Below are 24,275 nucleotides of genomic sequence, written 5' to 3' on the forward strand. Positions count from 1 at the left end.
TGCCTTTGATTTGCTTCTGACGGATAATTTGACCGACTGGTAAACATTACAACTTCCGGCGTCGGGCTCAAGGCGAAAATCAGGAAAATTACCGACAAAATTCAGGGCAGATGCCCGGTTTTTCGGCAGCGGATCGCAGTCAGTTAAACTTGACTGAAATAGTTGAATTTGAACGAGAAAAAATAACGACATGGCGATACCGAGAGCTGCGAGGACACAGCGGCGCACCCGCATCCAGGAAGAGAAAGAGGAACAGATCCTGGAAGCGGCGCTCGATGTGTTTTCGGTCAGCGGTTTCCGTGGCTCGACGATCGACCAGATCGCCGAAGTGGCGGGCATGTCGAAGCCCAATCTGCTCTATTATTTCCGCACCAAGGAAGCGATGCACCGGGCGCTGATCGACCGCGTCCTGTTCACGTGGCTCGAGCCGTTGCGCGCCTTCAACGCGGAGGGGAATCCCGAGAGCGAGATCCGCGGCTATATCCGCCGCAAGCTGGAGATGGCGCGGGATTTTCCCCGCGAGAGCCGCCTGTTCGCAAATGAGGTGCTGCAGGGCGCGCCGCATATCGAGGACGAATTGAAAGGGCCGCTGAAGGAACTGGTCGACGAAAAGGCCCGTGTCATCCGCGCCTGGGCCAAGGCCGGCAAGATCGTCAAGTGCGATCCCTACCACCTGATCTTCTCGATCTGGTCGACGACGCAGCATTACGCCGACTTCGACGTGCAGGTGCGCGCCGTGCTCGGGCAGGGACACTCCGGCGAGGGACGGTTCGAGGACGCGGCGCGGTTTCTCGAGCAGCTCTTCGTCGATGGTCTCAGCGTGCGGGCGAAACAGCCCGTGTCATGACTTTGCGATCAGCGTGATGCGCGACAGGGCGCCGGCGACGCTTTCGATCGTGTAGGGCTTCTGCAGCAGATTGGCGCCGAGGGCGCCATAGGCCTGCGATACTCCCTCGCCATAGCCCGTCGCCAGGATCAGCGGCACTCCCTTGGCCGCCAGCCTTTCGGCCACGGCGATGCTCGTTTCCTCGCCGAGATGGACATCCAGAACGGCCAGGTCGAATTTGCGGCTGTCAATGACGGCCAGGGCGTTCGAGACATTCGGCGCAAGCGACACGCTATGTGCGCCGAGTTGCAGGAAGATGTCCTCTCCATCCATCGCAATGATGAGGTTGTCCTCGACGAGCAGGATGTCGAGCCCGTCGAGCGGCCGGTCCTTGATCGTCTCCAGAATGGCCTTGGCCGATTGCAGCGATTGTTCCGGCAGCAGCGACACCGCGCCTTCGGCGAAGGTCACGAACTTCTCGGGGATCAGGAAATGCGCCTCTAGGCCTTCAGGCTCATAGCGCACATCGGCCTTGCCGCCGAGTTCATAAGGGATCGAGCGGCGGATGATCGTCGTGCCGAAGCCCTGGCGGGTCGGCTGCCTGACGGGCGGGCCGTCGCTCTCGCGCCAGTGGATGACGAGATTGCCGCTGTCGTCCTTGTGCCAATCGACCCCGACGGTGCCGCTGTCGCAGAGGCTGCCGTATTTGGCGCTGTTGGTCACCAGTTCGTGGAACACCAGAGCGGAGATGGAAAAGGCCTGTGGCGCCAGCAGCACTTCCGGCCCGTTCATGATGATGCGCGCGGCATTCGGGCCGAGATAGGCGGCGGCTTCGGCCTGCAGCAGCGCGCGCAGCGGTGCCGGCGCCCAGTGGTCGCGGGTGATCTGGTCGTGCGCGCGCGACAGCGCCTGCACACGGCCCTCGAGATGGCCGATGAACTCGTCGGTGCTGTCGGTCGTGCCGCGTGACTGGCGGATCAGGCCGCTGATCAGGCTCAATATGTTGCGCACACGGTGGTTCAGCTCGGCGATCAGCAGTTCCTGCCGTTCGTTGGCCTGCTGGCGCACCGCGTTCGCTTCATCCGTCAGCCGCAGCACGACCTCGATCAGCGTGACGCGAATGGTTTCGGCGACGCGGCGTTCGGCGGCGGAGAAGGGCTGCGAGTGCTGGCGCACCAGCTCGGACCAGGTCTCGAAGCTCTTGCGCGGCGTCAGGCGCGGGCCGTTCGGGCCGTATTCCACGGGTTTGTGCGGATCGCCCGCCCAGCGCACGGAGCGCACGATCTCCTGGCGGAACAGGACCACGTAGTCACGCGGCGAGCGCGAGATCGGAATGGCGATCAGCCCGGCCACGATGTCGCCTGATATCGTCCCCGGCCAAGTCTCTGCGATGCTGTCGGTCGAAAACACGCGGCCGGCCGAGTTGCGGTTGAGGACGCGGACGAGCTCGCCGAATTCGGCCTGCGACGGGGTGATGCCGTTCAGCGCCGAGCGGCCGTTGATCCAGACGCCGATGCCATCGGCTGGGATCGCGTCGGCCAGCGCGTCGATCAGCCAGGAGGGGTCGTCGAGCAGGCTGGCATTGTCGGCGACCGAGGTCAGCAGCCGGTCGGCGATCTGGCGAGCCTTGGTTTCGAACTCGAGCGCAAGCCGCCGCTCGCGGCTCTCCAATCTTGAGGCGAACATCTGGCCGAACAGCTCCGATGTCGTGCGCCGCTCAAAGGAGGGCAGGCGGGCGGAATAGTGATGGCAGGCAAACAGGCCCCAGAGCTTGCCGTCGACGACGATCGAGATCGACAGCGAGGCGCCGACGCCCATGTTCTTCAGATACTCGATGTGGATGGGCGAGACCGAGCGCAGGATCGACATGGAGAGATCGAGCGAGCGTCCATGCGCATCGATTTCGGGCACCAGCGGCACGTTGACGGCGTCGATGTCGGCGATGATGCGGAAGAGATTGCGGGTGTAGAGCGCGCGCGCCTGTACGGGAATGTCGGAGGCCGGGTAATGCAGGCCGAGGAAGGAGCCGATGCCGGCACGGGCGGCTTCCGCCACCACTTCGCCGGCGCCGCTTTCATCGAAGCGATAGACCATGACGCGGTCGAAGCCGGTGAGCGCGCGGGCCTGGCGGGCGCCTTCGCGGAAGAAGGCCTCCAGCGTCTCGGCCTGGTCGAGACGGCCCATCATGCTGCGGATCGACACCGGCGAGCCGCCCTGCGCGCCTTCCTGCGAGGGCTCTGCCTCGATCACCACCTGATCGTCGCTCATGTGGATGGCGATATCGAAAAGCGGGCCGCCTTCGGAAAGCTCGATGCCGAACAGGCGCTCGACCACGTCGGGGCCGCGCATGATGCTCAGCCGGTTGCGCAGCGTGTGCATGGTCTTGCCGCTGATCACGCGCGAGACAGGCTGGCCGATGATCTCATCGCAGGCGATGCCGACGAACTGCTCGAGGTTGGCGGAGGCGCGTGCCACCATCCAATCCGAGGAGACGACAAGCAGGAAGCCGAAAGGCTGGATGGCGCCCAGGCGGTGGATGGGTTCGCGGTCGCAATTGGTGAGGTCGACCTGGCCGAAATTCTCGCTCGAATTCTCGCTCACGACGGACCATGCTCCCGATCATACGGGTTGACGTCGGCCATCAGGCGAACTGGAAGGACGTCTGCCGCTGCATGGCAATCGCTGGTGTGGGCGCGAAGCGCGCTGCAAGGGGGCATGCTGTGGGATTTCCAGTTTTCGGTTCGGGGCGCGAGACAGATCTCTAATGAGCAGGATTGAAAATATGCGTCAAGTCATCCAGATTTCCAGCGGGCGAGGCAGGAAATTTCACTGCATCAAGGACTTCGCCTGTTTGCGCGCGGTTTTCTGCCTGATCTCGTACATCTGCCTTGCCTCGCGTCTTCGCTGCTCTCGCCGGTCGTCGGAGGGGATTTCCGACAGCCAGGCGATGGCGATCTCCGTGAACGCGCCATTGGCGGGGACGAGGAGGTCGGTCTCATCGAGCTGGTTGTGGATGCAGCCGCGATCATAGGCGATGACGGCGCTTCCCGCCGCCTTGGCTTCGAAGACGACGATCGGCTGGGCCTCGTTGACGTAGGTCGTCGGAAAGACGAAGACGTCGATATCGCGGTAGAACTTCGCCTTGTCGTCATCAAGCACGCGGCCGCGATAGTCGAGCGTGCCAGCGAATTCATTGAGCGCCGCGTCGATCATGGCGCGGTCGTCGTTATCTGTCACCGGGCCGGCAAGCACGGCGCGGATCGGCAAGCCCTGCAGGATCGCGTGGCGCAGCAAATCGAGAAACGTCCCGAGCCCCTTGGCGCGGCTGAGGTTGCTGAGCATTCCGATCGTTAGCGGACGGACCGGGATCGCCACGCCCTCGCTTAGTGGATGTACGAAGGCGGCATTTGAGACGATGGCGGTGTGCAGGCGTCTGTCATAGGTGTCGGTGAACCGGTCGCGCATCATGCCGCAGAGAAAGACATGGGTGAGGTCGGGAGCGGCGAGCGCCAGAATGGCGCGCATGGCAATGCTCGGCCGGTCGATATAGCGAAAGCTGTGGTGATGCAGATAGGTCGGGTAGGCGAAGAGCCGGGCGAAGGCCACCAGCAAAAGCGTGTAGAGTTGGCCGAAGCCGCCGTCGCAGGCGAGGTAGCAGGCCTTGTCTGGGTGTCCGCGCTCGCGTGCGAGACTGGCGAGCGCGGCGAAGACCTTGATTGCCTTTGCCGGATGCCGCCAGAGGCGGGAACCGCCTTCCGGTGGCGAGAGGTTGGTGGTGACCACGGTGTGGTCTTCCAAGAGGAGTTCCACCATCGCCGCGGTGGCGAAGGAGAAGCCGTGAAGCGGCGGCGGCAGCGGGCCGATGGCAACGATATGACGGGTCATGCGGGCCACCTCTCCAGCCTGCGATGACTATGCGCGCCGGCGCGGAAAACTCAATCTCCCCGTTCGGCGCATATGCCCGTCGTTAGGCGATTTCGTTGGCCGACCCGGTTTCGAAATCGAAGCCTTCGTCCGCCCAACCGGTCATGCCGCCGATCATCACCTTGACCCGGTATCCAAGCCTTGCGAGGCGAAGGGCCGCCTTGTCGGTGCCGTTGCAATGCGGGCCGGCGCAATAGACGACGAAGAGCGTGTCCGATGGCCACTGAGACATACGGTGCGCGGTCATCTTGCCATGCGGCAGGTTCTGGGCGCCGGGCACGTGCGACAGGGCAAACATGGCGGGAGAGCGGACGTCGAGGAGGACGAAGTCGGTGCGTCCCGATGCAAGCGAGGCGTGGACGTCCCAGCAATCGGTCTCGAAGGCGAGCTTGCGGGCATAGTAGGCTGCGATCGCCTCGGGTGCCGCGGCCGGGGTTTCGGCGACGTGGCTTGGTGCCGTGGGGTGGGGTGCGGGCTGCTGTTCGGGGATCATGTCGGTCATTGGTGTCTCCTGTCGTTGCTGTTGCCGGCGAGGATGCGCGATGATAGGTGTTGGCGAAACTGGCCATAATGACGACTGGCGTAAAGATCATGCCAAATGCTGCCGCACTATCAGGACCCAAGGTCGCCGTGCTCGTCTATGACGGCCTGTGCACGTTCGAATTCGGCATCGCCTACGAAGTCTTCGGCCTACCGAGGCCGGAGATGGGGTCGAACTGGTATCGCTTTCGCGCCTGTGGCGTCGAAGCCGGACCGCTTCGTGCGGCCGGTGGGCTGAGCGTCACCGTCGATGGCGGTCTCGACGATCTCGAGGATGCCGATCTGATCGTCGTGCCCGGCTGGCGGGCGATCGATGCGCCGGTGCCCGACGGGCTGATAGAGGCGTTGCGGGCGGCGCATGGGCGCGGGGCGCGGATCATGTCGCTATGCTCGGGTGTTGCGGTTCTGGCCGCCTCGGGGTTGCTTGCGGGCAAGCGGGCGACGACGCACTGGCGTTATGTCGCCTCCGTCGCCGAGCGCTATCCCGAGATCGGGCTCGATGCCGACGTGCTCTACATGGACGAGGGGCGAATACTGACGGCGGCGGGCAGTGCCGCCGGCATCGATCTCTGTCTGCATGTGGTGCGCGGCGATTTCGGCGCGGAGGCGGCCAATTCGGTCGCCCGGCGCCTCGTCGTGCCGCCGCACCGCGAGGGCGGGCAGGCGCAATTCATCCGCACTCCCGTGCCGCAGCCGCGCGAAGGCGTGCGGCTCGGGCCGCTCATCGAATGGATGCGGGCGCGGCTTGATGAGGACCAGCCGATCAGCTTGCTCGCGGCAAAGGCGGGGATGAGCCAACGCACCTTCCAGCGCCGTTTCGAGGCAACGACGGGATCGAGCGTCGGCGAGTGGCTGCTCACCGAGCGGCTGCGGCATGCCCGCGAACTCCTGGAGCGGAAGGGCGAGGCATCGCTCGACGACATCGCCACCGCCTGCGGCTTCGGCACGCCGGCAACGATGCGGCATCATTTTCGCCGAAGGCTGGGAACCAGCCCGGGGGCTTATCGGAAGGTGTTTTCGGGTTGTGGCTTTGCGGGTCAAGGTGACGCCGAAGCTTAAGGTGGGTCATTCACCGCGCGGACGCGCGGTGGCTGGATTCCTGTCACAAGGACAGGAATGAGGGTGGAGATTGGCGTTGCGCTCCCACAAACTCCCTCATCCCTGTGCTCGTCACAGGGATCCAGCCGCCGCACGTCTGTGCGGCAGAAGACTCTGCTCGCTCACACCCCGCAGGGTAGCTGCTTACTCCGCAGCCTGCCGGGCCATCGGGTTGTTCGGGTGCGTCGTCCAGTTGGCGTAGTTGGGGTCGACGGTCTTGCCGGTGCGTTCGTCGAGGCTGCCCGCGGGTAGCTGCTCCATGGTGATGCAGTTTTCGACGGGACAGACGTTGACGCAGAGGTTGCAGCCGACGCATTCGTCTTCCATCACCTCGAAGTGCCTGACGCCATCGACGAACTGGGTGATCGCCTGATGCGAGGTGTCCTCGCAGGCGATGTGGCAGCGGCCGCACTTGATGCAGGCGTCCTGGTCTATCTTGGCCTTGGCGATGTAGTTGAGGTTCAGATACTGCCAGTCGGAGACATTGGGCACGGCGCGGCCGGTAATGTCGTCGAGGTTGCGGTGGCCCTTGGCGTCCATCCAGTCGGACAGGCCCGAGATCATCTCCTGGACGATCTTGAAGCCGTAGGTCATCGCCGCCGTGCAGACCTGCACGTTGCCGGCGCCGAGCGCCAGGAACTCGGCCGCGTCGCGCCAGGTGGTGACGCCGCCGATGCCCGAGATCGGCAGGCCCTGGGTTTGCGGATCGCGGGCGATCTCGGCCACCATGTTGAGCGCGATCGGCTTGACCGCCGGGCCGCAATAGCCGCCATGGCTGCCGCGTCCGTCGATCGAGGGTTCCGGCGAGAAGGTGTCGAGATTGACCGAGGTGATCGAGTTGATCGTGTTGATCAGCGACACGGCGTCGGTGCCGCCGGCTTTGGCCGCGCGGGCCGGCTTCCTGATGTCGGTGATATTGGGCGTCAGCTTGGTGATGACGGGCATGCGGGTGTACTGCTTGCACCAGCGCACCACCATCTCGATATATTCGGGCACCTGGCCGACGGCCGCACCCATGCCGCGCTCGGACATGCCGTGCGGACAGCCGAAGTTGAGCTCGATGCCGTCGGCGCCGGTTTCTTCCACCAGCGGCAGGATCGCCTTCCAGCTCTCTTCCTCGCAGGGGACCATGATCGAGGCGATCAGCGCGCGGTCCGGCCAGTTCATCTTCACCTGCTTCATTTCGCGCAGGTTGGTGTAGAGGTCGCGGTCGGTGATCAGTTCGATGTTGTTCAGACCGAGCAGGCGGCGGTCGGCGCCCCAGATCGCGCCGTAGCGCGGGCCGTTGACGTTGACGACGGGCGGGCCTTCCTCGCCCAGCGTCTTCCAGACCACGCCGCCCCAGCCCGCCTTGAAGGCGCGCTCGACGTTGTAGGCCTTGTCTGTCGGTGGCGCCGAGGCGAGCCAGAAGGGGTTCGGCGATTTGATGCCGACGAAATTGTTGCGGAGATCAGCCATGGTTCACTCTCCCCTTCAGGCGACGGCAACGGCCGGCTGCGCATCAGCGGCCAGCATGCGGTGAATGGATTCGGCGGCGTCGCGGCCATTGGCGACGGCCGAGACGGTGAGGTCGTTGCCCCCGAAGACGCAGTCGCCGCCGGCCCAGACGCCGTCAAGCGAGGTGCGGCCTTGTTCATCGACGACGATGCGGCCGGATTCCAGACGCAGGCTTCCAAGGCTGGACGAGACGAGGGTCTGGCCGATCGCCTTGAAGATCTGGTCGGCGGCAATGACGCCGGTCTCGCCGGTGGTCGCCAGGCGTCCTTCCGACAGCGTGGTGTATTCGACCTCAAGGGCCGCGACCTTGCCGTCCTGCGCGAGGATTGCCTTCGGCGCCAGCCAGTGGCGGATGATGACGCCCTTGGAGGTCGCGAGATCCTGCTCGAACTCCGATGCGTTCATGTGCTCCTTGCCGCGGCGGTAGCAGATGGTCACTTCCTCGGCGCCAAGCAGCTTGGCCTGCACGGCCGCGTCGATGGCGGTCATGCCGCCGCCGAGCACGATCACGCGGCGGCCGATGGCGATGTCGGCCTTGTTGTCGGTCTGGCGCAGCGCGGCGATGAAATCGACCGCGTCGTCGACGCCCGCGAGGCTTTCGCCCTCGACGCGCAGCGCGTTGACGCCCGAGAGGCCGATGCCGAGGAAGACGGCGTCATATTGCTGTTGCAGGTCGGCGAGCTGGAAGTCGCGGCCGAGCAGCTGCCCGTGCCTGATCTCGATGCCGCCGATCGAGAGCACGTAGTCGACTTCCTTTTGCGCGAAGCCGTCGACGGATTTGTAGGTGGCGATGCCGTATTCGTTGAGGCCGCCGGATTTCGGCTTGGCGTCGTAGATCACGACCTCATGGCCCTTGACGGCGAGACGGTGCGCGGCGGCGAGCCCGGCCGGGCCGGCGCCGACGACGGCGACCGTCTTTCCCGATGAGGCGGCGCGGGTGTAATACTGCTTGCCAGCCTGCATCGCCGCATCGGTGGCGTAGCGCTGCAGGCGGCCGATCTCGACGGGGCGTTCCTCGGCCGTGTTGCGCACGCAGGCCTGCTCGCAGAGCTCTTCGGTGGGACAGACGCGGGCGCACATGCCGCCCAGGATGTTCTGGTCGAAGATGGTCTTGGCGGAGCCCAGCGGATTGCCAGTCGATATCTGCCGGATGAAGAGCGGGATATCGATGGCGGTGGGACAGGCCGTCATACAGGGCGCGTCATAACAGAAATAACAGCGGTCGGAGGCGACCAGGGCCTCATGCTTGTCGAGGCGAGGATGCAGATCGGAGAAATTCTTGTCATACTCGGCGGGCGAAAGCCGGCCAGCATGAATCCCAGTGTCCAGACGTTCCATTGAAGTTCCCTCATTATAGGTAAACGGCCAGTGGACGGAAGCGTAACTCAGGATAAAAAATTTATCAAACGGTAAAATTTTAGCATAGGGTGGGCTTGGCACTTGCCGCATCATGCTGATTTTCAATGGTTTTTCGTGGGCGGATCGGCGGGCGTGAAGCCGCCAATAGATCGTCGGCGGCGCTGCCGATCGCTCGAACGGAAGAATAGTCGAAAAAATCCGAGATTTTTCGGCAAGGGCGGGAACCATTCCCTGTATAGCCCGTTATGGCGATATCCGAATGGTGATCGCATCGACCCAAAAATGCGCGCCCCCAAACCACCTTCGGATCACACTCACGGTCCCCTCCCGGTGAGTGAAAACAGCCGGTGCGCCGCCCTCGCACTGGCTGTTTTCTTATGCGCTGTTTTCGACGGATATGGATGGAAAAGTCAGGTGCTGACGGTCAGGCGCCGCCGACCTGCTGCGGCGCGCGCTTGAGGATCTCGAATTCGGTATCGGGGATCAACAGATGATACTCGATGCGGCCGGGCGTCAGGCGCAGATCCGCCTTGCCGTTGACCGAGGAGGGCACGACGCGCTCGAGCACGATGCGGCCGAAGGTATTCTCGCTGAACTCGTGGACTTCGTCGGAATTGGGCAGTGTTTCCGTCCAGCTGAAGCTGATCGCCTTGCGGTCGCCGTGCATGGTTTCCTGACAGTCGAGTGCGATCGCAGGCGCACCGCCGGCAATGGCGCCGAAGGTCGCGGAATTGACGATCAGTTCGTGCAGCGCAAGGCCGACATGCACCGCGGCATTCGGGGTCAGGTGAACATTGAGCCCGGTGACGGGCAGGGGGCCGGCGCTCTCGGGCCAATAGGGGGCGAACTGCTTGCGGGTGAGTTCGAAGAGGAAGGCCCCGCGCCAACTACTGTCGGTGATGAGATCCTGGGAGTTCGACAGCGACTGCAGACGGCCGCGGAACTTCACGAGGAAGCTGTCGAGAGACAGTGTGTTGCGGGCGGTCTGCGTGGCGATACCCTGGATGATCGCGAGCAGGTTCTTCGAACGGTGCGAGAGTTCACGCAGAAGCGATTTCAGCACCTTCTCGCGGTGCCTGGTCTCGGTGATCTCGGTGATAACAGACAGCAGTCCCATCTCATGGCCGAGCGTGACGCGCTGTACCTTGATCTCGTAGGTGCGCATTTCGCCGTCGATGGCGATGTCGGCTTCGGTGCTCGCCGGCGTTCCGCTTTCCAGCACCTTGCGTTTCAATGTTTCGAGATTGCGGCCATGCACCTCGCCGAACATGTCGGCATCGCTGCCACCGGGCAGAACGGCATGTTCGAGATGCGCGGGAAGGTTCTCGGCATAGGCGATGCCGAGGTCGGGATCCTGATAGACAACGGCGATGCCCGCGCTGGCGAGCGCCCGCTCCATCAACAGCTCTTTGCCTTCCAATGCGAAGGGCGCGCCGGCCAATGGTCCAGTCCTCTTCACCCAGCCGCCTTTCCTTCAATCCGTTTATGCCGCCAGCGGACCCGAAAGCCCGCCTACCGCTTCTTTTTAGGGGCAAGCGCTAGATAAAATCTTAATATCCGGGGAGCGCTTCAGTTGGACTGGAACGCTCCCCATTTCGCATTGTTCCGCAATTGCTGAAATATAGCGTCAGGCGGCTGCCTTCGTGCTTTCATTGAAGAATAGCGCCTGGCTGATCAGAGCTTTGACCATGTCAGGGTTGAATGGCTTGGTGACGAGGAAGGTCGGTTCGGGACGCTCGCCGGTGAGAAGGCGCTCGGGGAAGGCGGTGATGAAGATCACCGGCACGCTCGAGGTCTTTAGGATGTCGTTGACCGCGTCGATACCCGAGCTGCCGTCGGCAAGCTGGATGTCGGCAAGAACCATGCTCGGCTTGGTCTTGTTGTACAGCGCCACGGCTTCCGTGTGGGTGCGGGCGATGCCGGTGACGCGGTGGCCGAGGCTTTCGACCATCTGCTCGATATCCATGGCGATCAGCGGTTCGTCCTCGATGATCATGATATCGGTCGCGACCTGGCGGGAAATCTCGCGCGATGCGCTGTCGAGCAGGTTGGCCACTTCGCTTTCCTCGCTGTCGAGGATTTCGGCGATCTCGCCGACGCGGAAGTTCTCGACCGAGGCCAGGATGAATGCCTGGCGGGCGCGCGGCGAGACCTTGCCGAGGTTGATGGTGGCGCGCTGCTCCCAGGCATAGGGGGAGGAGGGCTCGGGAATCTGAACCGTCGAGGAACCAAACAGCGCCGTGAACAGTTTGTAGAGTGCGACGCGATCGTTCGATGTATCGGGGAAAATGGATATGTCGGCAATGATTGCCTCAAGCACTGCTGCGACATATGCGTCGCCTGATGTCTGTGTGCCGGTCAACGCCCGTGAATAGCGGCGCAGATAAGGAAGGTGCGGCGCAATTCGAGTAGAAAGTGTCATAGAAAGCTCCCATAAGCAGGGCCGAAAAACAGCTCCAGTGCATCGAGAACGCACACTACCTGAAAAAAGTTCCAGAACATCAGGAACTTTTTTTACCGCCGCGCATTCTACTGCCCACGACAAGGGGCTCATCGTAAACCGACCTGCGACACTACATGCATTCCGAGAAGGTTGTCTGGCGAGAATTCGACCATGGCGGCGGGGGACCGGAATGAAGGTTTTCCCGCAGCGGCAGGCGAGGCTTAGAGACAACGGACGAGAAGTGAAGAGTTAATGACAAGCCGGAAGAACGAACAGATAGACGGGCAACGTGCTGAGTTGCGTGCAAGCGATATCATGGACCCCAACAGCCAGATCGGGGTCAGGCTGAGATCGCTTTACGCGGCTGTCCAGGAGGAGGCGATCCCGGATCGTTTCCTCGATCTCCTCGAAAAGCTCGACCAGGCCGAACTTGCCTCGGCCAAAGCAGCGAAGTGAAGGTCAATCGATGGACAAGCAGCAACCAAGCTTCAAACGCGAGCTTCTTTCGGCTCTCCCGAGCCTGCGCGCATTCGCCATTTCGCTGATCGGCCGTCATGACCGCGCCGACGACCTCGTGCAGGACACCATCATGAAGGCGTGGGCCAAGCAGGACCACTTCGAGATGGGCACCAACATGAAGGCCTGGCTCTTCACCATCCTGCGCAACGAGCTCTACAGCCAGATGCGCAAGGCGGGCCGCGAGATCCAGGACAGCGATGGCCTCTTCACCGAATCCATGGCGACGCATCCGTCGCAATATGGCGCGCTCGATCTTCAGGACTTCAAGAAGGCGCTCGAGCAATTGCCGAGCGACCAGCGCGAAGCGATCATCCTGGTCGGCGCCTCCGGCTTCTCCTACGAGGAAGCCGCCGAAATCTGCGGCTGCGCGGTCGGAACGATCAAGAGCCGCGTCAATCGCGCCCGCCAGCGGCTGCAGGAAATGCTGCAGATCACCGGTGAAGCCGATTTCGGACCGGATGCGACCTCGTCGCCGCTGACCTCCAAGGCCTTCGCCTTCTGACGAAAGCGTTCAGCGCCCAAGAAAAAAACCGGCGGCCCTTGGTGGGCGCCGGTTTTTTCGTGCGTGGTGATATGAAAAAGGCCGGGTATTTAGTCGCGACCCTTCGACGTGAACAGATTGGCGGCGACCATGGCGGCGATCACGCCGGCGGTCAGAAGCGGTTGCGAGCGGATGAGGCCGAGGCTTGCGGCGGCGGCGCTCTCCAACGCCTGCTTGCGTTCCCGGGCGCGCCGGGCCTCCTGCGCATTCATCACCATCATGACAATCAGCACGATGATCGCGATCAAAAGGGCGCAGGCCGCGAGAAACAGTGCTGCTCCAACGGCGCCGTAGATGCCGGCGAGCCATATCGCACCGGCGGTCACTGCAAGCGCATAGGCGGTCAGCACGAAAATCGCTGCGATGGCAATGAAAATACCGTTGCGCTTGGTGCGCGCAACGGTGCGTTGAACACTCGTGCCTACCAGGAGGCTGAGGATCGGGAACAGCATCTAGCCTCCTTAGCGTCGTGCCAGGAGGGCAACGACCAGTCCGAACGCGGCAGCAGCGCCGATGGTGGCGACCGGGTGCTTGCGAACGGTGTCGCGCACTTCGGACGCGCCGCGCAAATAACCATCCTGCAGGTCGCGCAGCAAGTCCTCGCTACGGGCAACAAGATCTTCGTATCCGGATGCCGCCTGTGCCGTCAGCTTCTCGCTCTGCTTGCGCGAGCTCTTGCCGACCATCTTTGTCAGCGCGGCGATTTCATCCTGTAGCGACGCGATCTGATCCTCGATCGTCGCCTCGATGTTTTGAAGGGCGGCGCTGCCGTTGCGACGCTGACGGCCGGACTGAAGGAAAGATGCCACTGGTTTTCTCCATTGTTACGGCGCGGTTTCGCGCCGCCTGGTTAAACACAGGATCAGAACGCAAGCTTGCATGAACACAGATGCCCGGCAATGACCCAAATCAATGGCTTAACGCCGGCTGTGGGCAAAAGGTTCCGCGCCGGCTCAGCCGCCGACAGCGCTGTGGGCGAGCACGAAAGGGGTGCCGTCATCGGGCACCTTGTTGATACGCAGCGGGCAGCCGAAGACCGAGCGCATGGTCTCGTCGGTCAGCACCTCGTGCACGGTACCGCGAGCCGCGAGGCCACCCTCTTGCATGAGAATGATCTGGTCGGCGAACAGCGCCGTCAGGTTGAGGTCATGCATCACGGCGATGACGCCGCCACCGGCGTCGCAGAAGGCGCGGGCAAGCCGCATGATCGTCAGCTGGTGGCTGATATCGAGGCTGGAGACGGGCTCGTCGAGGAGCAGCCAGCGCGGCTTGCCGTCGACGACGGGTTCGGAAATCTGGCAAAGGACACGGGCAAGCTGCACGCGCTGCTGCTCACCGCCGGAGAGATGCTGATAGAAGCGGCCCTCGTAGCCGTCGAGATCGACCGAAGACAGCGCCTTGGTCGCCGTCTGCTCGGCGCGTTCGGGGTGTCGGTTGAGTCCCGAGGTCAGGCCCATGCGGACGATTTCGCGGACGGTGAAGGGGAAGGAGATGTTGCTTGCCTGGGGCAGCACGCCGCGCAGGGCGGCCAGCTGGTATGGCTGAAGCCCGCGTACGTCCTCGCCGTTGATGCGGATCGAGCCGTTATAGGGCAGTTCGCCCGATACGGCCTTCATCGTCGTCGTCTTGCCGGAGCCGTTCGGCCCGGCGATCGCCGTCAGCTTGCCCGAGGCGGCGGTGAAGCCGACGTCTTCGACGATGGTTTTGCCCGACAGGCGGACGGAGACGCCGGAGACTTCGATCATGACAATCACTCAAAGGGCGAGACGGGACCGCTGGCGCAGCAGGATCCAGAGAAAGAACGGGCCGCCGACGGCCGCGGTGATGATGCCGATCGGCAGTTCGGCGGGCGCGACGATGGTGCGGGCGATAACGTCGGCGAAGATCAGCAGCGAACCACCGAGCAGGGCCGAAGCCGGCAGGAGATAGCGATGATCGGGGCCGATCGCCATTCTGAGCACATGTGGCACCACGATGCCGACAAAGCCGATGCCGCCGCTGACGGCGACCGATGCGCCGGTGGCCGCCGCGACCGTGACGATGGCGATGTTCTTCAGCCGCTGGACGGGAACGCCCATGTGGAAGGCGGCGGCTTCGCCGAGCGTGATGGCGTTCAGGCCCTTGGCGAGGAAGGGGACGACGATGAAGGACAGGAGGATGATCGGGCCGGCGGCGGTGATCTTGGTCCATGTCGAGCCGGCGAGCGAGCCCATGCTCCAGAAGGTGAGGTCGCGCAGCTGCTGGTCGTTGGCCATGTAGACCAGCAGGCCGGTCATGGCGCCGGCGAGCGAGCCGAGCGCGATACCGGCGAGCAGCATGGTCGCGACTGACGTCTGGCCGTTGCTGGTGGCGATCCGGTAGAGAAGCAGCGTCGTGGCGAGGCCACCGGCGAAGGCTGCGAATGGAAGCGCGTAGATGCCGAGCAGGACGTAGAGCGGCGCGACAAAGCCGCCGCCGAGCACGATCATGACGACAGCGCCGAGGCCGGCGCCGGAGGAGACGCCGACGAGGCCGGGATCAGCCAGCGGGTTGCGAAACAGGCCCTGCATGACGGCGCCCGACACCGCCAGCGAGCCGCCGACGAGGAAGCCGAGGATGGCGCGCGGCATGCGGATGTCGAAGATGATGATGCGGTCGCGCATGCTCAGCGCGTCATCCGATCCGGCGGCGTTGGCGATCACGTCGAGGAAGGACGCATCCGAGGCACCTGTCGTGACGGAGAACAGCAACGACAGGACGGAGCCGATCACCAGCAGCGCGATGACCGCCAGTGCCATCAGCGAGCGATCGCCGGCCCGGTGACGCTCAAGCATCCCCGCGGCCGAAAACACGATGCGACGTTCGTCCATGTCGTTCAGTACCGCCAAGGTCAGCCCCCGTAGATCGCCTGGGTGAGTTCGCGAACCGCGCCGGCTGTGCGTGGCCCGAAGCCGAGCAGGTAGAGCCCGTCCATGCGGATGATCGCCTTGTTCTGAACGGCGGGGGTGAGCGCCAGCGCCGGCTGCTTCATCAGGTCCTCGTTCTTGGTGCCCGCGCCGTCGCCGCGGTTCATCATCAGGATGACGTCGGGCTTGGCTTCGATGATCGCTTCGTCGGTCAGCGGCTTGTAGCCCGGGAAGGTGCCGACCGCGTTGATCGAGCCGACCAGCTTGATGATGCCATCGGCCGCCGTGCCCGTGCCCGAGGCCATGATCTTGCCGCCCTGCATGCTGAGGATGAAGAGAACACGCTTGCGTTCGCCTTCCGGGCGCTTGGCGGCGCTGGTCATAGCGGCGTCGAGATCGGTGGCGACCTTCTGGCGCAGCTCGGCCGCCTTTGGCTCGACGCCGAGCAGCGCGCCGACCTTGTCGATCTTGGCGAGGATGCCGTCGCGCGTGTAGGCGTTCGGGACCGTCTCGAAGGGCACGCTGGCGCTGCGCAGCACCGTCAGCGCCTCCGGCGGGCCGGAGCCCTCGACGGCGACGATCGCCGTCGGGTTCATGGCGAGGATGCCTTCGGGAGACAGCGCGCGCATGTAGCCGACATCCGGCAGCTTCAGGGCCTGGTCGGGAAACAGGCTCGTCGTGTCGCGGGCGATCAGGCGCTTCTCTTCGCCGAGCGCGTAGATGATCTCGGTGATGTCGCCGCCGATCGAGATCAGACGGGTGCTGTCGAGCTTTTCCTGGGCGTAGGCGGCGGGCGAGAAGGCAAGCAGCGAGGCGGCCAGCGGCAGGGCAAACAAGCCCCGCAGCATGGATTGCGCCGTCGATGGCCGACGATCGTGGTTCGACATCATCATCTCCTTCGGCCTACGCCGCAACGCTCGTCGCCTTGGGCAGGCTTTCGACGATGTCGCGCCATTCGGCGCGCTCCTCGGAGCCTTCCTTGCGCTTGCTGAAGAACTGGATGATCATTTCGCCCTGGGCGCCGTAAACCTCGACGGAGGTGACGTGGCCATCCTTGGTCGGTTTGCGCACGGCCCAGATCTCGGCGATGTGATCCTGACGCAGGTGCATGTGGAAGGTCTCGTCGAGGATGTTGATCCACGGACCCATCGGCTGGACGTTGAAGATCGGGCCGGAGTGGATCTGGACGATGCCGTCATTGCCGACGAAGCACATGATGGGAAGGCCGGACTTGACGGAGGCGTGCATCATCTCGATGGCCGCCGTGTTGTCGAGCTTCCAGGCGTAGTCGTCGCCGACGGTGCGCACGGCGGCCTGGCGGCCGATCTTCAGCTTGCGCAGCATGCCGAAGAACTCGTGCGTATCGGTCATCTTGCTCCAGTGGTCGCGCAGCTCGTCCTTGGTGACGTCGCCGCTCTCGTCGGCGGCGGTCTTGCTGTCGTCGGCGACGAAGTCCTGCGACTGGTCCTCGATCCTCAGGTCGGCGACGATGGCGTGATAGGCCTCGACATTGGAGGCCGGGCGCAGGTGAACCTTGTGCACGGCGGTGCCTGCCTTGTCGAAATACTGGAGGCTCAAGCGCTCCTGATCGCCGTCCTTCTTGGTGACCGCGAAGGCGTGAGCCCAGCGGCTCGGGAAGATGCGCAGGTCGATGTTCTCGCCGAGCACGATGGCGCCCTGGCCGCCGGTCTTGATGTTTTCGTAGACGCCGATCTTCTCGTGAACGGCGCTTTCGTTGCGCGATAGCGCCACGACTTCGCCGAGTTCGGCGACGCGCTCCAGAAGCTTCAGGGCGCTGGCGTCGATGCGGGTGGCGGAAATGCCGACTTCGGCCGCAACGAGGGCTGCCTCGGAAACCTTGAGCTGGGCGGCGATGTCGCGCTCGCGCATCTTCGGGTTCTCGGCGCGGAAGGCGCGGATGTCGGCCGGCGAAGGCATGGTGTTCTCGGTCATTTTGTCTACCCCTACTTATTCAGAATTAGCTTGCCCTGGCGGGTGATCTTCATGCGATACAGAGCGCCGTCGTGGCGGATGACGATCTCGTTGGCGCCGCGAAAAATCTCGCTGCTCTCCAGGACGCGGACGTCGGCCACGGCATCGCGCGCCAATAGCGTTTGCTTCAGTGTGTCCGGCTTCTCGACCATCATTTCGTTGGCTTTTTTGCTTCTCTGGGTGGGCCAAAAAAGCCCCTGCGACCTACAATTATCTTGACTCTCATAGTCATCATTTTTTAAAGACGCAATAGCGGACTTTGTAAGTCAAGTTTTGGAATTTCATTGGAGAGACGCGATGATGGTCACGAGGCCGGTCAGACGATTTGCAACGCTTTTGGCGGCCGGTTCCCTGGTGCTTACGGGCGCGATGCAGGCCTATGCGCAGGAGCCCACCGCCGCCGCGGCCGCGCCGAAGGCGGCGCTCGATGTGGAGCTCAACGGGCTCGCGCCATCGCAGAAGGGTTGCATGATGACCTTCGTGGCGCTTAACACCTTGCCCGAGGACATCGCCAAGGTTTCGTTCGAGCTCGCCTTCTTCAACGACAAGAACGCTGTCGACAAGATCACCGTTCTCGATTTCCGCAATCTGCCGCAGGGCAAGAAGCGGGTGCGGCAGTTCGACATGCCGAACGTCAAATGCGAGGCGGTGACGCGGGTGCTGATCAACGACACGCCGGTGTGCGACGGCCTCGAAAAGGGCGCGTGCATGAAGGGTCTGGTGACACGCTCCCAGGTTTCCATTCCTTTCGAAGGTTGAGTTGAGTGACGGCCGGGGTAGCCCCGGCCGCGTCCGTTGCAGCGGGACAAGGCATCCAAAATGGTGGTTTCAGCGAGATCAAAGGCGAGACATGTTCTCTTCGACGAGGCGGTCGCCGATGGCGGTGTGAACGACAACAATCCGGGCATGCATCCCGGCCACGAGTTGTCGGACCTTCGCAACGTGGCGCGCCAGCCTGCCACCGAGGCTGTTCTCCATTATACGCGCCAGGCGCAGATTACCTCCTTCCCGCAGGACCCGCGCAGCGCCAGCAACGGTCACGCCGCGGCGCCGCCGATGGATGCGAGCGTCGAGCAGCCGGCCAGCCGGCCGCATCGCGGCAAGCTCGGCGTGACGGTCGCCTGCATCGGTTCCTTCATTTTTCACGGTGCGCTAGCGATCGCCCTGATCGTCGGCGTCGTCGTCGCCCCGCAGCAGCCGGAAGAAGAGGCCGGTGAAACGGTGAGCGTGATCATGCTCGGCGATTCCGATCTCGATCAGGCATCGTCGGGCGATGAGAAGTCCGAGCCGCAGCCGGAAGAGGTCGTGGCGGAAGAGGTGCAGCCCGAAGTCGCCCAGCAGCCGACGGAGGTTCAGCCCGAAACGCCGCCGGTCGATCCACAACCGGTCGATCCGCAGCCCGTCGCGCCGACGCAGGAGGTGACGCGCGTCTCCCCCGAAAACATGACGGCGGTCGAGCCGGAAGTGCTGACATCGCAGACGCCGGCCGAGACCTCCGTGGTCCAGCCGATGGCGACCGAGGTGCCGACGCAGGTTCAGCCCGAGATGACCGAGACGCCGCCCGCGACCCCCGAGGCCGTGGCGCCGGTTCAGCCGACCGAAACGGCGGAAATTCCGCCCGTGCCGGAGACCGTGCCGACGCCCGATTCGAAGCCGCTCGCGCAAAAGCCCGTCGAAAAGCCGAAGCCTGTGGAAAAGAAGCAACCGCCCAAGAAAGTCGTCACCCGTGCCGGCTCCGAAGGCGAGAACAAGCAGGATAGCCGGCGCGGCGCGTCGGATGGCGTCGAGCAGGCCTCCGATCAGGATTCGCGCAGCGCCGGAAATCGCGGCGGCTCCGGCAGCGCCGCCGTCGCCAACTATCCCGGCAAGGTGCAGTCGAAAATCCGGCGGTCCGTGCGCGTGCCCTCCGAATACAGGCGCATGAGCGCCGCGCTCAGCGTCCGCATCCGGTTGAGCATCAATGGCTCGGGCGGCCTGAGCAGCCTGTCGGTGGCGCGCAGCTCGGGCATTCCCGAACTCGACGCCGCCGTCGTCGATGGCGTGCGCCGCGCCGCGCCGTTCCCGCCGCTGCCGTCGGAATGGGGCAAGCCGGTCTGGACCTTCACCCAGGAAGTGCAGGTGACGACGGGTCGCTGACGAGACGGCGGCCTGATGATAACGGGCCAGTGATAAAATATGATCAAAATAATCAACTTTATACTTTACTATAAAAATCAAGTTTACTAAGGTCCACCCACACACGCAGCGATCGTGTGCCGATCAATGAAGGAACGGGTGGTCAATGGCGCGTAAGGCGAAGAAGGGTTCTAACCGGGACATCCGCGTGAGTGCGGGTACGCAAGCGGTTCAGGAGGCCTCCGGACGTTCCAAGCTCGATGGCCGCAGCTTTCTTTACGTCGGCGGACGCGACTGCCAGGTGGCGCATCTGCGCCAGATCGCCAGCAATTTCGGCGCCGAGCTGATCCATCACGATGGCGGGCTGCGCGAGGCCGTGTCGCGCATCGACACCGTGCTCCCCTCCGTCGACTGCGTCTTCTGCCCGATCGACTGTATCAGCCATGATGCCTGCCTGCGGGTGAAGACCGGCTGCAAGAAGTTCGGCAAGACCTTCATTCCGCTCCGCAACGGCAGCAAGTCGAGCCTCGAGCGGGCGCTGACGACGATGAACGAACGCGACGCCAACCGATGACCGACAGAGGCCCGCAAGGGTATACGCTGATCGGCCTGCACAAGCTGGCCGCGCACGATGGCGGCGGCATGGTGCCCGAGCTTTTGGAGCTGTTGATGGAGCGCGAGGAGAGACGCGAGCGCTATCCCAATATCGAGCCGTTTCCGATCTGGAAGGCGCGCAAGCCTGGCGTGCTGCCGGCGAAGCCCCTCGAGCGCGATGCCCTCGACGGCCGGAATGTGATAGCGTTCGAATTTCCCGAGGCCGAAAGGAAACGCAAGGCGTGAGTGTTCCCATGTTTATCGCGATGAACCGCTTCAAGGTGACGATCGGGTCGGAAGCGGAGTTTGAAAGCGTCTGGCGCAACCGCGATTCCAGTCTTTCGGAGGTGCCCGGCTTCGTCGAATTCCGGCTGCTGCGCGGCCGGGAGAATGCGGAGGAGGGCTATACGCTGTTTTCCTCGCACACGATCTGGCGCAGCGAGGAGGATTTCCTCGGCTGGACCAAGTCCGAGCAGTTCCGCGCCGCCCATCGCAATGCCGGCGACCGCAAGGCGATGTACAAGGGACCGCCGGTGTTCGAGGGCTTCCAGGTCGTGGACGGAATCTGACGGATGGTGGCTGACAATCCAGATCGCATCGAGGTTCTGCCGGTTCTGCCATCGCTCGATATCGGCGAGACGCTTTCCTTCTATCGCGGCCGGCTCGGCTTCGAGATGATCGTCTATCAGGACAAGGACTATTTGATCCTGCGCCGCGACGAGATGGAGCTGCATTTCTGGCTGACGGACGATCGATCGCTGTGCGAGCGGACATCCGTTTATCTGCGCGGCGGCGGCATTGCCGGGCTGCACGCCGAATACAAGGCGCGGGGCGTCGAGACGCTCAGCGACATGATGGTGCGGCCGTGGAACATGGAAGAGTTCTACATCCACGATCCGCACGGCAATCTGCTGCGCTTCGGCCGTATTCCGCAGCCGGTCTAAGCCGGTTGTTCCCGGCCAGGCTTATCGGGCCCGGTTGCGGAAGAAGGCGCCGGCTGCAATCGCCAGCCAGCCGAACATCATGGCGAAGCCGCCCGTCGGCGCGGCCATCGGAAACAGGCCCGCGCCGACGAACCGGAGCGCCACCAGATCGCCGGCAAAGAGCAGCGTGCCGACGCCCATCAACAGGCCGGCAAGCCACGCCGTCCTCAGCTTTTCACCCGCCAGCGCCAGGGCCAGAAGGGCAGGGGCGTGGGCGATGAGCATGGCGGAGGCGGAGGCGAGGAAGCGCCCTTCGCCGTCGAGATGGGCGGATGCTGCCGCCAGCGCCACGCCGGCAAAGCCAAAGAGCCCCGACAACACCAGGAAGAGCGGCGAGAAGCGCTGGTTGAGCGTCATCGTGTAAACCCTATTGCTTGTTCTGCATGTGGTCGGCCAGCCGTTCGATCGGCGGCAGGATGATGTCGCGCAGCTTCGGGTTCGCGACGGTTTCCTCCAGCGCGCGGCGGAAGCACAGCAGCCACTCGTCGCGCTCCACCGGGCCGATCTCGGCGACGAAATGGCGGCTCCGCAGGCGCGGGTGGCCGTATTTCTCGACGTAGACAGGCGGCCCGCCGAGATAGCCGGTGAGATACTCGTAGAACTTCGCCTCGCTGCCCTCGAGCGTCGGCGGGTGGACGGCGCGAACGTGGCTCGCTTCCGGCAGCGTGTCCATCAGTTCGTAGAAGCGATGCGACAAGGCCCGGATCGTCGCATCGCCGCCGACGGCCTCGTAAAGGGTGATGGTATTGTCGCTCACGGTGCGGTTCCTCAAAAGTTTCTCCTTCATGCACCGCCGGAGCGTCGATCGCAACCGGAACCGGCGCCGGCGAGCGCGACATTTCGCACCGGGCCCGCCGCCAAAACTGAATGACATCTTGACAAAACCGTCCAGACGGTATCTTTATGTGTGATGTCAGATGCTCATCACCGCCGCAAGCAACCCGCCATCGTTCGCCAGCAGCTGCTGGATGTCGCCGCGCGACTGACGAACGAGCAGGGGATGGGCGCGGTGACGCTCGATGCCGTGTCCGGGGCCTCCGGGGTCAGCAAGGGCGGTCTGCTTCACCATTTCCCGACCAAGAATGCGCTGCTCGACGCCTTGTTCGAGGATCTTCTCGCGCGTTTCGATGCCGATCTCGATCAGCGGATGCGCGAGGACCCAATGCCGCATGGCCGGTTCACGCGCGCCTATCTCAATGCCGTCGCCGGCCTGCGCGACAGCCCCGACGATGCCGGCCATTGGGCGCAGGTGACGATCGCGCTTCTCGCCGAGCCGCGACTCAGACAGCGCTGGGCGGAGTGGGTCGAGGGGCGGGCGGAAGAATATGTCGGAACGGATTCGTCGGTCGATGCGCAGATCGTGCGCTTCGCGGCCGATGGCCTGTGGCTCGCCGACATGATCGGCGGCGCGTCCGACGACGCGCAGCGCCAGGCCCTGCTTTCGCGCCTCGTCGAGCTGACAGCGCGCTGATCTCCCCGCGATAAGGATCCCCCACCATGGCACCGATTGCCGTCTACGCGTTGCTGTTCATGGCGATCGTGCTCGAAGTCGTCGGCACGACGGCGTTGCAGCTTTCGCAGCAGTTCAGCCGGTTTTGGCCGACCATGCTGATGATCGCGTGCTATGCCGCTGCCTTCTACTGCCTGTCGCTGACGCTGAAGGTGATCCCTGTCGGGATCGCCTATGCGATCTGGAGCGCGCTCGGCATCGTCCTGATTTCCATCGTCGGTCTCGTCTATTTCAAGCAGCGGCTGGATATGCCCGCCATCATCGGCCTGGGGCTGATCATAACGGGCGTGCTCGTCGTCAACCTGTTCTCCAAGTCCGTCTCCCATTGATGCACGTCTTCCATTGATTTTCATGGCGGCCGGTCGTAAGCCGAGCGGCCTCCAGTGACGCGGGGGAGACAGCACGCGGGGAGACGCTCCGCGGGTCGCGGCATTCCGACCTCGCCGAACAGAAGCCCGACTTGCGCAAAACGGATGCGATGTCCATATGCCGAGTGACAGTTTACGCATCGCGCATTGGAACACCCATGACTGACAGCACTGCTGACCTTTCCTCCCCAAAATCCGCAAATTCCAAGCCCGAAGGCCAGACGTTCGGCACCTCGGGCATTGCCCCGATGGGCCGGCCGAGCGCCGTTACGCGGTTCTTCATGGGCATCGTCGCCTGGGCGGAAAAGCTGAACTTCAAATATGCCAAGCTCGGCAATCCGCCGGTCTACGACAATGCCACCTTCCCCTGGGCGAAAGAGGTCGAGGCCGCTTACCCGCAGATCCGCGCCGAGCTGGAACGCGTGCTGGTGCGCCAGAGCGAATTGCCGACATTCCAGGATATCTCGACCGACGTGAAGACGATCTCGACCGATTCCGGCTGGAAGACCTTCTTCCTCCTCGGCTTCGGCGTGAAGTCGGAGCAGAACATCGCGCAGTGCCCGGAGACGTGGCGCGCCGTGCAGAAGATCCCCGGCCTGAAGACGGCGATGTTTTCGATCTTCGAGCCCGGCAAGCACCTGCCGGCGCATCGCGGCCCCTATAACGGCGTGCTGCGCCTGCATGTCGGCATGATCGTGCCGGAGCCGGCCGACAAGCTCGCCATCCGCGTCAAGGACCAGATCTGCCACTGGCAGGAAGGCAAGGCGCTGATTTTCGACGATGCCTACGAGCACGAGGCCTGGAACCACACGGACAAGACCCGCGTGGTGCTGTTCGTGGATTTCGACAAGCCGCTGAAGTTTCCCGCCCGTTTCGTCAACTGGGCGCTGATGAACCTCGCCGTGTTCACGCCATTCATCCGCGGAGGGCTGGATAACCACAAGGAGTGGGAAAAGAAGTTCTACGCCGAAGCCGAAGCCCTTAGAAACCGGCCTCAAGGTTAAGCCGGGAGGGCCGGGCCCGGAAAGGTAAGACAGCATGGTCTCGCTTCAGAGGCCATGCTGTTGTTCGGCGGGTAGGA

29 protein-coding genes are annotated in these 24,275 nt (G+C 63.6%); 13 read left to right on the forward strand and 16 right to left on the reverse strand.

Annotated features, from left to right (window positions below):
* The first annotated feature begins 190 nt into the window (after positions 1-190).
* Positions 191-847 carry a TetR family transcriptional regulator C-terminal domain-containing protein gene (locus tag P3R82_RS12285; RefSeq protein WP_183900552.1) on the forward strand — a complete coding sequence of 219 codons (657 nt, stop codon included), beginning with the start codon at positions 191-193 and terminating at the stop codon, positions 845-847.
* On the opposite strand, the gene P3R82_RS12290 is transcribed toward P3R82_RS12285, so the two are convergent.
* The 3 genes from P3R82_RS12290 to P3R82_RS12300 all read right to left on the reverse strand — a co-directional run bounded on the left by P3R82_RS12290 (position 842) and on the right by P3R82_RS12300 (position 5,243).
* Positions 842-3,427 carry an HWE histidine kinase domain-containing protein gene (locus P3R82_RS12290; protein WP_283194037.1) on the reverse strand — a complete coding sequence of 862 codons (2,586 nt, stop codon included), beginning with the start codon at positions 3,425-3,427 and terminating at the stop codon, positions 842-844. The two genes, P3R82_RS12285 and P3R82_RS12290, sit on opposite strands and share 6 nt — an antisense overlap.
* A 225-nt stretch (positions 3,428-3,652) precedes the next feature.
* Complete coding sequence (locus P3R82_RS12295; RefSeq protein WP_283194038.1) at positions 3,653-4,711, reverse strand: glycosyltransferase family 4 protein; 1,059 nt, start codon at positions 4,709-4,711, stop codon at positions 3,653-3,655.
* A gap of 82 nt (positions 4,712-4,793) precedes the next feature.
* Positions 4,794-5,243 (reverse strand): rhodanese-like domain-containing protein, encoded by a 450-nt coding sequence (locus P3R82_RS12300; protein WP_283196327.1) that lies wholly within the window; start codon positions 5,241-5,243, stop codon positions 4,794-4,796.
* Positions 5,244-5,320: 77 nt separating this feature from the next.
* Here P3R82_RS12300 and ftrA point away from each other — a divergent pair, with 77 nt between their 5' ends.
* The gene (ftrA, locus tag P3R82_RS12305; protein WP_283194039.1) at positions 5,321-6,349 is read left to right on the forward strand and encodes a transcriptional regulator FtrA; all 1,029 of its coding nucleotides are present in this window, start codon (positions 5,321-5,323) and stop codon (positions 6,347-6,349) included.
* A 183-nt stretch (positions 6,350-6,532) separates the two neighbouring features.
* Here the strand turns inward: ftrA and preA are convergent, their stop codons facing one another.
* From preA to P3R82_RS12325, 4 genes are all read right to left on the reverse strand, one after another.
* Positions 6,533-7,846 (reverse strand): NAD-dependent dihydropyrimidine dehydrogenase subunit PreA, encoded by a 1,314-nt coding sequence (preA, locus tag P3R82_RS12310; RefSeq protein WP_283194040.1) that lies wholly within the window; start codon positions 7,844-7,846, stop codon positions 6,533-6,535.
* Between the two features lie 15 nt (positions 7,847-7,861).
* Positions 7,862-9,223, reverse strand: a complete 1,362-nt coding sequence (locus tag P3R82_RS12315) for an NAD(P)-dependent oxidoreductase (protein ID WP_283194041.1) — start codon at positions 9,221-9,223, stop codon at positions 7,862-7,864.
* 445 nt (positions 9,224-9,668) lie between these two features.
* Positions 9,669-10,685, reverse strand: coding sequence for a PAS domain-containing sensor histidine kinase (locus tag P3R82_RS12320; protein WP_283196328.1), 1,017 nt, complete (start codon positions 10,683-10,685; stop codon positions 9,669-9,671).
* Positions 10,686-10,871: 186 nt separating this feature from the next.
* Positions 10,872-11,666: a response regulator gene (locus P3R82_RS12325; protein ID WP_112432269.1), complete on the reverse strand. Its 795-nt coding sequence runs from the start codon at positions 11,664-11,666 to the stop codon at positions 10,872-10,874.
* A gap of 273 nt (positions 11,667-11,939) precedes the next feature.
* On the opposite strand from P3R82_RS12325, the gene P3R82_RS12330 reads away from it, so the two are divergent.
* Together P3R82_RS12330 and P3R82_RS12335 are read left to right on the forward strand one after the other, a co-directional pair.
* A complete protein-coding gene (locus tag P3R82_RS12330) occupies positions 11,940-12,143 on the forward strand; it encodes a NepR family anti-sigma factor (RefSeq protein ID WP_283194042.1) in 204 nt (67 codons plus the stop codon).
* Positions 12,144-12,153: 10 nt separating this feature from the next.
* Positions 12,154-12,708 (forward strand): RNA polymerase sigma factor, encoded by a 555-nt coding sequence (locus P3R82_RS12335; protein ID WP_018897185.1) that lies wholly within the window; start codon positions 12,154-12,156, stop codon positions 12,706-12,708.
* Between the two features lie 89 nt (positions 12,709-12,797).
* Here the strand turns inward: P3R82_RS12335 and P3R82_RS12340 are convergent, their stop codons facing one another.
* The 7 genes from P3R82_RS12340 to hemP all read right to left on the reverse strand — a co-directional run bounded on the left by P3R82_RS12340 (position 12,798) and on the right by hemP (position 17,779).
* A complete protein-coding gene (locus P3R82_RS12340) occupies positions 12,798-13,199 on the reverse strand; it encodes a hypothetical protein (RefSeq protein ID WP_183900544.1) in 402 nt (133 codons plus the stop codon).
* Between the two features lie 9 nt (positions 13,200-13,208).
* A complete protein-coding gene (locus P3R82_RS12345; protein ID WP_283194043.1) occupies positions 13,209-13,556 on the reverse strand; it encodes a hypothetical protein in 348 nt (115 codons plus the stop codon).
* Between the two features lie 144 nt (positions 13,557-13,700).
* Positions 13,701-14,492, reverse strand: coding sequence for a heme ABC transporter ATP-binding protein (locus P3R82_RS12350; protein ID WP_183900542.1), 792 nt, complete (start codon positions 14,490-14,492; stop codon positions 13,701-13,703).
* A 9-nt stretch (positions 14,493-14,501) separates the two neighbouring features.
* Positions 14,502-15,596, reverse strand: coding sequence for an iron ABC transporter permease (locus tag P3R82_RS12355; protein ID WP_283196329.1), 1,095 nt, complete (start codon positions 15,594-15,596; stop codon positions 14,502-14,504).
* Between the two features lie 20 nt (positions 15,597-15,616).
* Positions 15,617-16,480 (reverse strand): ABC transporter substrate-binding protein, encoded by an 864-nt coding sequence (locus P3R82_RS12360; RefSeq protein WP_246400182.1) that lies wholly within the window; start codon positions 16,478-16,480, stop codon positions 15,617-15,619.
* A gap of 55 nt (positions 16,481-16,535) precedes the next feature.
* On the reverse strand, positions 16,536-17,585 hold the full coding sequence (locus tag P3R82_RS12365) for a ChuX/HutX family heme-like substrate-binding protein (RefSeq protein ID WP_283194044.1): 1,050 nt from the start codon (positions 17,583-17,585) through the stop codon (positions 16,536-16,538).
* A gap of 11 nt (positions 17,586-17,596) precedes the next feature.
* A complete protein-coding gene (hemP, locus tag P3R82_RS12370) occupies positions 17,597-17,779 on the reverse strand; it encodes a hemin uptake protein HemP (protein WP_183900538.1) in 183 nt (60 codons plus the stop codon).
* 142 nt (positions 17,780-17,921) lie between these two features.
* Between hemP and P3R82_RS12375 the strand changes: the two genes are divergently transcribed.
* The 6 genes from P3R82_RS12375 to P3R82_RS12400 all read left to right on the forward strand — a co-directional run bounded on the left by P3R82_RS12375 (position 17,922) and on the right by P3R82_RS12400 (position 21,277).
* Positions 17,922-18,383 (forward strand): hypothetical protein, encoded by a 462-nt coding sequence (locus tag P3R82_RS12375; protein ID WP_283194045.1) that lies wholly within the window; start codon positions 17,922-17,924, stop codon positions 18,381-18,383.
* Between the two features lie 60 nt (positions 18,384-18,443).
* On the forward strand, positions 18,444-19,760 hold the full coding sequence (locus P3R82_RS12380) for an energy transducer TonB (protein ID WP_183900537.1): 1,317 nt from the start codon (positions 18,444-18,446) through the stop codon (positions 19,758-19,760).
* Between the two features lie 145 nt (positions 19,761-19,905).
* On the forward strand, positions 19,906-20,313 hold the full coding sequence (locus P3R82_RS12385; RefSeq protein ID WP_283194046.1) for a DUF2325 domain-containing protein: 408 nt from the start codon (positions 19,906-19,908) through the stop codon (positions 20,311-20,313).
* Complete coding sequence (locus P3R82_RS12390) at positions 20,310-20,579, forward strand: hypothetical protein (protein WP_283194047.1); 270 nt, start codon at positions 20,310-20,312, stop codon at positions 20,577-20,579. Before P3R82_RS12385 ends, P3R82_RS12390 begins: the two co-directional genes overlap by 4 nt.
* Before the next feature lie 8 nt (positions 20,580-20,587).
* Positions 20,588-20,902, forward strand: a complete 315-nt coding sequence (locus tag P3R82_RS12395; RefSeq protein ID WP_283196330.1) for an antibiotic biosynthesis monooxygenase — start codon at positions 20,588-20,590, stop codon at positions 20,900-20,902.
* 3 nt (positions 20,903-20,905) lie between these two features.
* Positions 20,906-21,277 (forward strand): VOC family protein, encoded by a 372-nt coding sequence (locus P3R82_RS12400; RefSeq protein ID WP_283194048.1) that lies wholly within the window; start codon positions 20,906-20,908, stop codon positions 21,275-21,277.
* 21 nt (positions 21,278-21,298) lie between these two features.
* Here P3R82_RS12400 and P3R82_RS12405 read toward each other — a convergent pair whose 3' ends face one another.
* Positions 21,299-21,673 carry a DUF423 domain-containing protein gene (locus P3R82_RS12405; RefSeq protein WP_283194049.1) on the reverse strand — a complete coding sequence of 125 codons (375 nt, stop codon included), beginning with the start codon at positions 21,671-21,673 and terminating at the stop codon, positions 21,299-21,301.
* A 10-nt stretch (positions 21,674-21,683) separates the two neighbouring features.
* Positions 21,684-22,073 (reverse strand): group II truncated hemoglobin, encoded by a 390-nt coding sequence (locus P3R82_RS12410; protein WP_283194050.1) that lies wholly within the window; start codon positions 22,071-22,073, stop codon positions 21,684-21,686.
* Positions 22,074-22,226: 153 nt separating this feature from the next.
* On the opposite strand from P3R82_RS12410, the gene P3R82_RS12415 reads away from it, so the two are divergent.
* The 3 genes from P3R82_RS12415 to P3R82_RS12425 all read left to right on the forward strand — a co-directional run bounded on the left by P3R82_RS12415 (position 22,227) and on the right by P3R82_RS12425 (position 24,198).
* A complete protein-coding gene (locus P3R82_RS12415; RefSeq protein WP_283194051.1) occupies positions 22,227-22,787 on the forward strand; it encodes a TetR/AcrR family transcriptional regulator in 561 nt (186 codons plus the stop codon).
* 26 nt (positions 22,788-22,813) lie between these two features.
* Entirely contained in the window at positions 22,814-23,155 is a 342-nt protein-coding gene (locus P3R82_RS12420; protein ID WP_283194052.1) for an SMR family transporter, read from the forward strand.
* 197 nt (positions 23,156-23,352) lie between these two features.
* Positions 23,353-24,198, forward strand: coding sequence for an aspartyl/asparaginyl beta-hydroxylase domain-containing protein (locus P3R82_RS12425; protein WP_283194053.1), 846 nt, complete (start codon positions 23,353-23,355; stop codon positions 24,196-24,198).
* Positions 24,199-24,275 lie beyond the last annotated feature (77 nt).

This window comes from Rhizobium sp. AN80A, from assembly GCF_030053015.1.
GTDB lineage: Bacteria > Pseudomonadota > Alphaproteobacteria > Rhizobiales > Rhizobiaceae > Rhizobium > Rhizobium metallidurans.